Origin of the sequence: Mesorhizobium sp. B2-4-12, from assembly GCF_006441575.1 — a bacterium.
In the GTDB taxonomy this organism is placed as follows: domain Bacteria; phylum Pseudomonadota; class Alphaproteobacteria; order Rhizobiales; family Rhizobiaceae; genus Mesorhizobium.
Genome location: NZ_VFVC01000086.1, coordinates 1 through 9,794 on the forward strand (window position 1 = coordinate 1; position 9,794 = coordinate 9,794).

Consider the following 9,794-nt stretch of genomic DNA (forward strand, 5'->3'; position numbering starts at 1 on the left):
TCAGGGGCGGGTCGCTTCAACATGACCCAGTGAATCAAAAACCCCCGGCAAATGCCAGGGGTTTGTCAGCAGTCTGAACGCCCGGCTTCGGCCGGGCGTTTTCGTTTGCCGAGGCAACAACTCCAGAACCGTCGAAAATCAGCGGCATTGGGCAAAAAACCATCCGCCCGCCTTGCACTGGCCATGCCTTCGCCCCACTCTCCCGTAAAGCGAGAAAGCAGAGGAATTCGAGGGGCAAATCACGGATGGAGCACGCGATCTATCTCGTCACGCTGATCGGCACGGCGCTCGTTGTCGCCGCCGCATTTTCGAGCCTGATCGCCTTCCGCTTCGGCGCTCCCCTCCTGCTTCTGTTTCTCTGCATCGGGCTCGCCACCGGAACCGACGGCCTCGGCATCGAATTCGACAATGCCCGTATCGCCTATTTTGCCGGCTCACTGGCGCTGGCCATCATCCTGTTCGATTCCGGCTTCGGCACACCGCTCAACGCCTTGCGGCAGGCCGCGGGGCCGGCCCTGTCATTGGCCACAGTCGGCGTGGTGCTGACCACGGGCCTGTTCGGAGCCGCCGCCCACTCCATGCTCAACCTCTCCTGGCTGGAATCCCTCCTGCTCGGCGCCGCTGTCGCCTCGACCGACGCCGCGGCGGTGTTCTTCCTGCTGCGCGCCGGCGAGATCAATCTGCGCGAGCGCGTGCGCTCCACCCTCGAGGTGGAGTCCGGCACCAATGACCCGATCGCCATCTTCCTGACCATCACGCTGGTCGAGATCATCGCCGCCCATGCGAACCCTGAAGCCAATGTCCTGGTCACCAACCTGATCCTCGGCTTCGTCATCAATATGGGCCTCGGCGCCATTGTCGGCGTGCTGGGCGGCCTTGCCATCGTGCGCCTCGTCGACAGGCTCAATCTCGACCATGGCCTGCTGCCGATCTTCGTGCTGACCCTGTCGCTGATGGTCTTCGCCGCCGCCGGCGCGATCGGCGGCTCGGGCTTCCTGGCGGTCTATCTCGCCGGCCTCATATCAGGCAATTCCGACATCCGCGCCGTCACCATCCTGAAGCGCTTCCAGGACGGCATGTCGTGGCTGGCGCAGATCATCATGTTTCTGATCCTCGGCCTGTTCGCGACGCCCTCGCAATTTCCGGCGATTATGGTGCCGGCGGTGCTGCTCGGCCTGTTCCTGATGTTCGTCGCGAGACCGGTCGCGGTCTGGCTCTGCTTGATCCCGTTTCGCCTGCCGCGCCCCGAAGTCGCCTTCGTCTCCTGGGTCGGCCTGCGCGGCGCCGTCTCGATCCTGCTCGCCATCACCCCGCTGCTCGGTGGATTGGAGAACGGCCGCACCATCTTCAACGCCGCCTTCATGATCGTCCTGGTTTCGCTGGTCATCCAGGGCTGGACCGTTGGCCCGTTGGCGCGCCGGCTCGGCCTTATCGTGCCGGCGCGGCTCGGGCCGCTGGACAAGGTCGAACTGGAGCTTCCCGGTTCCGCCCATCACGAGCTTCTCGCCTATCGCGTGGCTCAAGGCAGTCCGGTAGCGCGCGGCGAACGCATTCCGCGCTGGGCCCGTCCCTCGCTGGTCCTGCGTGACGGCCGCTCGATGCGTTTCCAGGACATGGGGCGGCTGGCCGCAGGCGATCAGGTCTACATCTTCGTGCCGGACCGCTATCCTCGCCTGCTCGACAAGCTGTTCGCCAGCCGGGCCGTGGTCGATCCCGAGGATGCCGATTTCTTTGGCGCCTTCGCCGTCGACCCGGCGCGCTCCGCCGCCGAACTGGAAGCCGCCTACACGCCAGGCCTGACCGAGGCGGAGCAGAAGCTCACCGTCGGCGCGCTGGTCACCGCGCGGCTCGGCGGCCATGCCGAATATGCCGACCGCGTGCTGCTCGGTCCAATCGAGCTGATCGTCAGGGATGTCGACGACAAGGGCAGGATCACAGGCCTTGGCCTTTCGTTCGAGCCGACCGCGCCGGTGGCGCGGGTGCCGGTCTTCCTCAGCGCCGGCGAGATGGGCGACCGTTTGAGCGCCTTTATCCGCAACTGGCGCAAGCCGGCGCAGACGCAGGCAGCGCCGGCACGGACTGACGACGCCGAGCCACCGGTTGAAAAGGCGACGACCGGGAACTGACGACGGCGATCACTCCATCCGCCTGGGGCAGCCCTCACAGACTATGTCCCCGCCCGCCTCAAAATTTCGCGCCCCGCCCTGTCAAAGCCTTGCATCGCCGCCGATGCGGGGTATGGTCCCGGCGATTTCCTAGGAAAGGGACCGGCATGGCTGCCTTCAAGACACTGGATGATATCGGCAACATCAGCGGTAAGCGCGTGCTGGTGCGCGTCGACCTTAACGTTCCCGTCGCCGACGGCAAGGTCACCGACGCCACGCGCATCGAGCGTATCGCGCCGACCATCGCCGAACTGTCCAGCAAAGGCGCCAAGGTCATCCTGCTCGCCCATTTCGGCCGCCCCAAGGATGGCCCTTCGCCCGAATTCTCGCTGGAGCCTATTGCAAAAGCCACGGCCGAAGTGCTTGGGCGCCCCGTGGGCTTCGCCGGCGATTGCGTCGGCGACACGGCAGGCAGCGCCGTTGCCGCCATGAACAAGGGCGACGTGCTGCTGCTCGAAAACACCCGCTTCCATAAGGCCGAGGAGAAAAACGACCACGCCTTCACCGATCGGCTCGCCGCCAATGGCGATATCTTCGTCAACGACGCCTTCTCGGCGGCCCACCGCGCCCACTCTTCCACTGAAGGGCTGGCGCGTCTGTTGCCGGCCTTTGCCGGCCGCACCATGCAGGCCGAGCTCGAGGCGCTGGAAAAGGGACTGGTCAATCCGGTCCGGCCGGTCGTCGCCATCGTCGGCGGAGCCAAGGTCTCAACCAAGATCGAGCTGTTGATGAACCTAGTGAAGAAGGTCGACGCGCTGGTCATCGGCGGCGGCATGGCCAACACCTTCCTCGCCGCGCGCGGCACCGATGTCGGCAAGTCGCTGTGTGAGCATGATTTGGCCGCGACCGCCAAACAGATCATGATCGAGGCGGCCGAGGCAGGCTGCGCCATCATCCTCCCGGTCGATGGCGTCGTCGCCAAGGAGTTCAAGGCGGGTGCCGCCTGCGAGACCGTCGCCATCTCGGACGTGCCGACTGACGGCATGATCCTGGATGTCGGAGCCAAGACGGTGACGACGATCGGCGAATGGATCGACCGCGCCGCCACGCTGGTCTGGAACGGCCCGCTCGGCGCCTTCGAAATCGAGCCCTTCGACCACGCGACAGTGGCCGCGGCCAAGCACGCGGCGGCGCGCACCAAGGCCGGCAAGCTGGTCTCCGTCGCCGGTGGCGGCGATACGGTGGCGGCCCTCAACCACGCCGGCGTCGCCGACGACTTCACCTATGTCTCGACCGCCGGCGGCGCCTTCCTGGAATGGATGGAAGGCAAGCCGTTGCCCGGCGTCGACGTGTTGAAGCGGTAAGCAATTCCAGGAAAGTGTGAGACGGTTTTTCGTCCGGGATTTTGCATCAACACGGAGCAAACGAGGGCGCCAGAGACTTTCAATCGATTCGAGCTTTCCGATGCCATTCCTTTGGCGGTAGACTTCCATTAAGCGCGGAACGAACCCCTTCAGGAGAAGCATGATGACCGAACGTCTCGAAGACATTGCCGCCGCGATGGTGGCCAACGGCAAGGGCCTGCTGGCCGCCGATGAAAGTTCTGGCACCATCAAAAAGCGCTTCGATGTCATCGGCGTCGAATCGACCGCCGACAGCCGCCGCGATTACCGCGAGATGATGTTCCGCGCCTCCAACGCGATGACCAAGTACATCTCCGGCGTCATCCTCTATGACGAGACCATCCGCCAGAAGGCGGCCGACGGCACGCCGCTGGTCGATATCATCAAGGCGGCCGGCGCCATTCCCGGCATCAAGGTCGATGCCGGCGCCAAACCCCTCGCCGGCTTTCCCGGCGACACCATCACCGAGGGCCTCGACGGCCTGCGCGAGCGGCTTGCCGACTATTACAAGCTCGGCGCCCGCTTCGCCAAATGGCGCGCGGTGATCGACATCGACACCACCAAGGGCGTGCCTTCGGCCAATTCGATCGCCTCGAACACCCACGCGCTCGCCCGCTACGCCGCCCTGTGCCAGGAAGCCGGCATCGTGCCGATCGTCGAGCCGGAAGTGCTGATGGACGGCGCCCACGACATCGCTACCTGCTACGAGGTCTCGAAGGCCACACTGATGAAGCTCTATGACGAGCTCTACGCGGCGCGCGTCGTGCTCGAAGGCACGATCCTGAAGCCGAACATGGTGCTGTCGGGCAAGAAGTCGGGCAAGGTGGACAGCCCCGAGGAGGTCGCCGAAAAGACCATAAAACTCTTCCGCGAGACGGTGCCGGCCGCCGTGCCAGGCATCGCCTTCCTCTCCGGCGGCCAGGAGGATGAGGAAGCGACCGCCAACCTCAACGCCATCAATGCCATCGGCCCGCATCCGTGGAAGCTGACCTTCTCCTACGGCCGCGCGCTGCAGGCCGCCCCGCAGAAGGCCTGGAGCGGCAAGGCCTCGAACGTCGCCGCCGGCCAGGCCGCCTTTACCCATCGCGCCCACATGAACCATCTTGCGGCATTGGGAAAATGGAAGCCAACGCTGGAAAGCGCCGCCTGATCGCAATTCGTCCGTCCTGCCGCGAACCCGGGCCGACGTGCCCGGGTTTTTGTTTGTGACTGTCGGACTTGGGCCAAGGTCTTCCCGTTCCTATTTCCTCCAAGGCGTCACTGGCGGCGATGTCGGTTTGCGCCCATCCCGAACGTCCTTGGGGTGCAGACAGGGAGAGGTTCATGCATCGCAACAAGGTCGTTTCACGCGAAGACTGGTTCCAGGCACACAAGGCGCATTTGATCCGCGAGAAGGAACTGACGCGGTTGCGCGAGCGCATCGCGGCCGAGCGGCGTGAATTGCCGTGGTTAAAGATCAGGAAGGACTATGTCTTCGACACCGAGCAAGGCCCGAAGAAGCTGGCCGACCTGTTTGGCGCCAACAGTCAGCTGATCGTCTACCACTTCATGTTCGGGCCGGGCTGCGTCCATCATTGCGAGGGCTGCTCTTTCCTGGCCGACCATATCGATGGCGCAAACCGGCACCTCAGGCATCACGACGTGTCGCTCGTCGTGGTCTCGCGCGCGCCCTTGGCGGAACTTCTGCCCTACAAACAGCGCATGGGCTGGAAATTCGACTGGGTGTCCTCCTATGCGTCGGATTTCAATTTCGACATGCAGGTTTCCTTCACCGACCGGCAGATCGCCACCGGCGACACCACCTACAATTTCGAGACCCGTCCCCGGACCTCGAAGGAGCTTCCGGGCACCAGCGTCTTTTACAGGGATGAGAATGGCGACATCTTTCTCACCTTCCTGTCGCGCGCCCGGGGTGGCGAGGCGCTGATCGGCACCTATGCCTATCTCGACATGACGCCGAAGGGGCGCAACGAAAATGGCCCCTATCATGGCCTGATGGACTGGGTCCGCCTGCATGACGAATATCAGGACCGTCACCCGACGCAGAACGATGAACCGCCTGGCTGCTGCGACTGAGATCGTTCACCTGCGCCGAAACTTACGCTAAGCCTGACGCAGATCGTTGCAGGGTATTGCCATGCGTTTCCCGGCCCTTTTCACCTGGCTCGCCTTTCCCATCTATGTCTGGCAGGGCTTGGCCGTGCGCCGCCGCACCACGCGTATGCTGCCGGCACAGGGCCCGGTCATGCATGAGATAGCGGGCAGCGCGCCGGCAATTTCGCTGCTGGTGCTGGGCGACTCCTCGGCCGCTTCGGTGGGCATCGGCAATTCCGAAAACGGACTTGCCGCGCAACTCGCCGTGCTGATCTCCCAGCGCACCGGCGGCGCCGTGCGCTGGCGTGCCGCCGGCTTCAATTCGGCGACGTCAGGCCAGATCCGAGACCACGTCCTGCCCAATCTGTCGGCCGAGCCATGGATGCATATCGTGCTCGCCATCGGCACCAACGACACCAAGAATTTCCACTCGGTGTCGCGCTTCAAGAAAGAGTTCGGCGGCCTGCTCTATGCGTTGCGCGCCAAATGGCCGGAAGCGCGCGTCGTGTGGTCGCCGGTGCTGGAGTTCACGCGAGCGCCGGCCATGCCGCCGCTGCTCGGCAAGATCCTGGAAATCCGCGCAAACGCAATGAACCGGATGGGCGAACGCCTCTGCCTGGAGCGCGGCGCGGTGCCGGCACCTCGCCTGCCGATCACCAATCCTGAAGCCGGCTTTGCCTCGGACGGCTTTCATGCCTCGGAAGCCGGCTACCGGGCCTGGGCGGAACATCTCGTCGGCCCGGTGCTTGGCGACTGAAGACCGACGGACAGTGCGGGGGCCTATGTCAAATGCCCAAGCACGGCCGCCAGCGAGATCGCTGCCATCGCGAGAACCGCCAGCTTCCAGAAATCGCTCCGTCGCTTGAGCCCGGGCCAGCCGAGTGGCTTGATGATCTGGATCACTATGAAACCGACAATGACAAGGGCGAGGAGTTTCGTCATGCCGCCTTTGATCAGCAACGCGGCCGGCTGTCAAAGCGCCTTCTTCGTTCCTGAGAATGAATACGCGCCGCGATCCGAACCGGAACGCGGCGTTGTCTTTCAGGGAACGACCTAGATCTACCTCAGCGGCTTGAGGCCGGCCTCGATCGAAGCGCGTTTTCCTTCGAGGAAGGGCGGCAGCGCCAGGCTTTCGCCAAGTGTCTCCAGCGGCTCGTCGGCGGTGAACCCCGGCCCGTCCGTGGCGATCTCGAACAGTATGCCGTTCGGCTCGCGAAAATAGAGCGAGCGGAAGTAATAGCGCTCGACCTCGCCGCTCGACGGCAGACGGAATTCGGTCAGGCGGGCCGTCCACTGATGCAGCGTCTCCTGGTCCGGCGCCCTGAAGGCGACATGGTGGACCGCACCGGCGCCTTGCCGCGCTGGCGCCAGTCCAGGCTGCCCGGCAACATGAAGCTCCGCCGCCGGCCCGCCCGCGCCCATTTCGAAGACGTGGACCTGGCCCTCGCCGTCCGGCGAGGCATAGTCGCGGACTTCACGCATGTTCATCACCTTGGTCAGCACCGCCTCGGTGTTGGTGATGTCGGGAACGCTGATGACGATCGGCCCGAGCCCGCGGATCTGATGCTCGGCCGGTACCGGGCTTTGCGCCCAGGGATGGCTGCCGCCGCTGCCGCCATCGCTGACCAGCCGCAGACGTTGGCCTTCGGGGTCTTCGAAATCCAGCGACGGGTAGCCGCCTATATCGGCAATCTCCCCTGTCACGATGCCTTCGCTGGCAAGGTGCTGCTTCCACCAGCCAAGGCTCTCCTGGCTGCCGACCCGGAGGCTGGTTCGCGCGATGCTGTGGGTGCCGCGCCGTTCGTGGCCGACCGGCCAGTCGAAGAAGGTGAGGTCGGTACCCGGCGTTGCCTCGCCGTCGGCATAGAAGAGGTGGTAGGCCGAGGTATCGTCCTGGTTCACCGTCTTCTTGACCAGCCGCAGGCCCAGCACCTTCGTGTAGAAGTGAAGATTGCCCGGCGCATTGGCGGTGATGGCGGTCAGATGGTGGATTCCTGTCAGTTGCAGGCTCATGGTCGTCTCCCTGTTTTGTGGGAAGAATTTTCTCCCTTTATATCAGCATTGCGGTCCCATCGCGGAAGGCCGCCCATCCCGACAGTCCGTCATCGGACGATGAACAACGTCCGGTCGATTGGCATTCTATTGGTGAACAATCAGTGCCCGCCGAGACCAACTGCGGGCAGGCATGAACGCCGGGAAAACCGACGCTTGCTCTAGAGATACGCGCCGAACGGAACCATCGTTCTGCGCCCTGCCATGCTCCTGACAGACTGCTGTCAGGAGGGGTGTGCGATACTGCCTCCAGTCAGAGAGAGGAGAATAGCCATGAACGGTTTTACCATTCTGCGCGGCATGCAGCACTATGTCGGCAAGGTGCGCACGATGCGCAATGAAATCCGCACGCAGCGCTTTATGAATTCGCTCCCCGCCGACATTCGCAAGGATATCGGCTGGCCGGACATGTATGCCGACCGTCGCCTTCGCGGCAATTGAGACAAAATTTTCGAGGCGACTGTTGGACGCGGACGAGTCAACGCCCAGATATCAACGTGTGCCATCCAAAGGTGGCGCCCGTTTTTACGGGCACGGCGCGCCTGAAATAGAGCCCGGCGCGCAAGGGATGGAGCGAGCGCATGCCCGATCAGAAGACTATCGGCTTCCTTTTCATCGAAGGTTTCGCCGACTGGGAATATGGGCTCTTGGCGGCCTCGGCGGTGGAATGGTTTGGCGCTCGCGCTGTGTCGCTGACGCCGGATAACAAGCCGGTAACAGGAATTAGCGGTTTTCGGTTGGCGCCGGACCGCTCGGCGAAAGCCGATGAAAACATCGATCTTGATGCGGTTGCCGTCATCGGCTCGGATCAGTGGGCTGGCAAGGAACCGCCGGATGCCGCCGAACTGCTCACCAGCGTCGCGTCGCGCGGCGGTGTGGTCGGCGGTATCTGCGCCGGAACATTGGCGCTGGCCCGGGCTGGCCTCTTCGAGAATGCCAAGCATACCAGCAATGGCCGTGACTGGATCAATCGCCACGAAGCCGGCTATGCTGGCGATAACAATTATCAGGACGTGCCGCACGCCGTGGCCGACGGCAAAATCGTTTCCGCGCCGGGTTCGGCGCCCGGCACCTTCGCCCTTGCTTTTCTGCAGGCTCTCTATCCCGGCAAAGGCGGCGATCTCGCGCAGATGCGGACGCTGTTCATGAAGGAGTACGCGGAAGCATCCTGACACTATGCTGTCAGGAGGTGCGTGCGATGGTGACATAATGCGCATGGCCGGCCGAGAGGACGATCGATGAAGAGCTGGAACGACAGGCTGAACACGCCTGGCATCAACGGCGTGAAACCGACGCCCCGCGCCATGGGAGACGTCATCGAGGGCCAGCCGATGCTGGTGCCGACCGCGCGGCAGGTCGACGATTTCATCCGCTCGATTCCCGCAGGCATTGGCATGGATGTCCGCGCTTTGCGCACCGCGCTCGCCATCGAACATGGCGCTGAAGTGACATGCCCGGCCACGATAGGCTATCATCTGCGCACAGTCGCCGAAGCAGCCAACGAGGATCTCGGGCGCGGCATGACGCTTGATGACATCGCACCCTTCTGGCGCGTGCTCGATGCGACGGCGCCGACAACGAGGAAATTGTCTTTTGGCGCGGAATTCGTCGCCGCGCAGCGCAAGCGCGAAGGGCTGAAACCATAATGCATGCCGCCCCAGGGTGGGCGCCGGGCTGGGACAGCGGCATGCCTAGAGCAATTCCAGGAAGAGTGTGCTCCTGTCTTCCGCCCGGAATTGCTTCGAAACAGAGAGATGGAGCGGTTCGCCATTTCGGTGAAACGGTAAGCCGCTCTGGAAACAACACCGAGGGACGACACGATGCGCCGCGCCGACAGGCTCTTTCAGATCGTGCAGCATCTGCGTGGTGGCCGTCTGGTCACCGCGCAGAAGCTCGGCACGTGGCTCGAGGTTTCCGAGCGAACGATCTACCGCGACATTGCCGACCTGCAGTCGACCGGGGTGCCGATCGACGGCGAGGCTGGCGTTGGCTACATGATGAGGGAGGGGTTCGACCTTCCGCCGCTGATGTTCACGCGTGACGAGATCGTGGCGCTGGTCGCCGGCGCGCGCATGGTGCGCGCCTTTGGCGGCGCCGCCATGGCGCGGGCCGCCGACGAGGCGCTGGTCAAGATCGGCGC

At 63.9% G+C, this 9,794-nt stretch carries 11 protein-coding genes; 9 read left to right on the forward strand and 2 right to left on the reverse strand.

What is annotated here, in order from left to right; genetic code table 11:
• The first annotated feature begins 245 nt into the window (after positions 1-245).
• The 5 genes from FJ934_RS27405 (at position 246) to FJ934_RS27425 (ending at position 6,359) form a co-directional block, all read left to right on the forward strand.
• Positions 246-2,126, forward strand: coding sequence for a potassium/proton antiporter (locus tag FJ934_RS27405; protein ID WP_140613526.1), 1,881 nt, complete (start codon positions 246-248; stop codon positions 2,124-2,126).
• A gap of 146 nt (positions 2,127-2,272) precedes the next feature.
• Entirely contained in the window at positions 2,273-3,469 is a 1,197-nt protein-coding gene (locus tag FJ934_RS27410) for a phosphoglycerate kinase (RefSeq protein WP_140613527.1), read from the forward strand.
• 163 nt (positions 3,470-3,632) lie between these two features.
• A complete protein-coding gene (locus FJ934_RS27415) occupies positions 3,633-4,658 on the forward strand; it encodes a class I fructose-bisphosphate aldolase (protein WP_140613536.1) in 1,026 nt (341 codons plus the stop codon).
• A 173-nt stretch (positions 4,659-4,831) separates the two neighbouring features.
• Positions 4,832-5,584 carry a thioredoxin family protein gene (locus tag FJ934_RS27420; protein ID WP_140613528.1) on the forward strand — a complete coding sequence of 251 codons (753 nt, stop codon included), beginning with the start codon at positions 4,832-4,834 and terminating at the stop codon, positions 5,582-5,584.
• Between the two features lie 61 nt (positions 5,585-5,645).
• Positions 5,646-6,359, forward strand: coding sequence for an SGNH/GDSL hydrolase family protein (locus FJ934_RS27425; RefSeq protein WP_140613529.1), 714 nt, complete (start codon positions 5,646-5,648; stop codon positions 6,357-6,359).
• 23 nt (positions 6,360-6,382) lie between these two features.
• Here the strand turns inward: FJ934_RS27425 and FJ934_RS27430 are convergent, their stop codons facing one another.
• Together FJ934_RS27430 and FJ934_RS27435 are read right to left on the reverse strand one after the other, a co-directional pair.
• Positions 6,383-6,544, reverse strand: a complete 162-nt coding sequence (locus tag FJ934_RS27430; protein ID WP_140613530.1) for a hypothetical protein — start codon at positions 6,542-6,544, stop codon at positions 6,383-6,385.
• 117 nt (positions 6,545-6,661) lie between these two features.
• Entirely contained in the window at positions 6,662-7,615 is a 954-nt protein-coding gene (locus FJ934_RS27435) for a ring-cleaving dioxygenase (protein ID WP_140613531.1), read from the reverse strand.
• Between the two features lie 312 nt (positions 7,616-7,927).
• Between FJ934_RS27435 and FJ934_RS27440 the strand changes: the two genes are divergently transcribed.
• The 4 genes from FJ934_RS27440 to FJ934_RS27455 all read left to right on the forward strand — a co-directional run.
• Positions 7,928-8,095: a hypothetical protein gene (locus FJ934_RS27440; protein WP_140613532.1), complete on the forward strand. Its 168-nt coding sequence runs from the start codon at positions 7,928-7,930 to the stop codon at positions 8,093-8,095.
• Positions 8,096-8,235: 140 nt separating this feature from the next.
• The gene (locus FJ934_RS27445) at positions 8,236-8,826 is read left to right on the forward strand and encodes a DJ-1/PfpI family protein (RefSeq protein WP_140613533.1); all 591 of its coding nucleotides are present in this window, start codon (positions 8,236-8,238) and stop codon (positions 8,824-8,826) included.
• Between the two features lie 66 nt (positions 8,827-8,892).
• Positions 8,893-9,300 carry a hypothetical protein gene (locus FJ934_RS27450; RefSeq protein WP_140613534.1) on the forward strand — a complete coding sequence of 136 codons (408 nt, stop codon included), beginning with the start codon at positions 8,893-8,895 and terminating at the stop codon, positions 9,298-9,300.
• Positions 9,301-9,474: 174 nt separating this feature from the next.
• Positions 9,475-9,794, forward strand: a 320-nt coding sequence (locus tag FJ934_RS27455; protein WP_140613535.1) for an HTH domain-containing protein, incomplete at its 3' end; no start/stop codon positions are given.

Excerpts from the sequence above, each read along its gene's own strand:
- FJ934_RS27420 (WP_140613528.1), top strand. The coding sequence starts at position 4,832 with ATGCATCGCAACAAGGTCGTTTCACGCGAAGACTGGTTCCAGGCACAC.
- FJ934_RS27440 (WP_140613532.1), top strand. The coding sequence starts at position 7,928 with ATGAACGGTTTTACCATTCTGCGCGGCATGCAGCACTATGTCGGCAAG.
- FJ934_RS27435 (WP_140613531.1), bottom strand. The coding sequence starts at position 7,615 with ATGAGCCTGCAACTGACAGGAATCCACCATCTGACCGCCATCACCGCC.
- FJ934_RS27450 (WP_140613534.1), top strand. The coding sequence starts at position 8,893 with ATGAAGAGCTGGAACGACAGGCTGAACACGCCTGGCATCAACGGCGTG.
- FJ934_RS27415 (WP_140613536.1), top strand. The coding sequence starts at position 3,633 with ATGACCGAACGTCTCGAAGACATTGCCGCCGCGATGGTGGCCAACGGC.
- FJ934_RS27405 (WP_140613526.1), top strand. The coding sequence starts at position 246 with ATGGAGCACGCGATCTATCTCGTCACGCTGATCGGCACGGCGCTCGTT.
- FJ934_RS27430 (WP_140613530.1), bottom strand. The coding sequence starts at position 6,544 with ATGACGAAACTCCTCGCCCTTGTCATTGTCGGTTTCATAGTGATCCAG.
- FJ934_RS27410 (WP_140613527.1), top strand. The coding sequence starts at position 2,273 with ATGGCTGCCTTCAAGACACTGGATGATATCGGCAACATCAGCGGTAAG.
- FJ934_RS27445 (WP_140613533.1), top strand. The coding sequence starts at position 8,236 with ATGCCCGATCAGAAGACTATCGGCTTCCTTTTCATCGAAGGTTTCGCC.
- FJ934_RS27425 (WP_140613529.1), top strand. The coding sequence starts at position 5,646 with ATGCGTTTCCCGGCCCTTTTCACCTGGCTCGCCTTTCCCATCTATGTC.